Below are 600 nucleotides of genomic sequence, written 5' to 3' on the forward strand. Positions count from 1 at the left end.
ACAAGGAAACAGCCTCCGGAGGTTTTCCCATGCGCCCGCAGCGCCCCAATTCCTTCCACGCCATGCTGGCCGACCTGCTCGACACCTGCGGTCGGAAGCATGTCGAGGCCGAGCTCGGCCGCTCGCTCTCGATCATCAGCCGCTGGACCGACCCCGGCGAGGAGAACGGCCGGCGCATGCCGGCGCCCGACCTCGACCTGCTGTGCCGGCTGTTCCCCGCCGGCGCGGCGGTGGTGGCCCGGCATTTCGCCTCGCTGGCGGGCGGTGTCTACGTGCCTATCGAGACCGGGGACGGTGACGTGTCGGAGGCCTCGGCCACCGTGGTGCTCCGCTTCGCCGAGGCGAATGCCAACATCATGGCGGCCCTCGGCCAGGGCTCGAAGCTCCCGGGCGATCTCACCCCCGAGGAAGCCGAGACCGTGCACACCGACCTCACCCGCCTCTATGACGCCATGCACCGGCTCACCGCCATCGTGCAGGAGCGCCGCGAGGATCCCGCCCGGCTGCGCGCCGTTGCGGAGGCACGCTGATGGAGCCGCGCGACACGCGCCGCGGGCGCACCCGCTCCTTCGATGCCTTCCGCGAGCCGATCATGAGCGT

General features: G+C 71.2%; 1 protein-coding gene. It reads left to right on the forward strand.

From position 1 onward, the window contains the following. Nucleotides 1–29: 29 nt before the first annotated feature. On the forward strand, nucleotides 30–530 hold the full coding sequence (locus tag D3P35_RS25950) for a hypothetical protein (protein ID WP_118138794.1): 501 nt from the start codon (nucleotides 30–32) through the stop codon (nucleotides 528–530). The last annotated feature ends 70 nt before the right edge of the window (nucleotides 531–600 follow it).

The sequence above is a fragment of the Oceanicella sp. SM1341 genome, assembly GCF_003448965.1.
Classification (GTDB): Bacteria; Pseudomonadota; Alphaproteobacteria; order Rhodobacterales; family Rhodobacteraceae; genus Paroceanicella.

Bases quoted from the DNA above. Each gene is read 5' to 3' on its own strand.
- D3P35_RS25950 (WP_118138794.1), top strand. From the start codon at position 30: ATGCGCCCGCAGCGCCCCAATTCCTTCCACGCCATGCTGGCCGACCTG.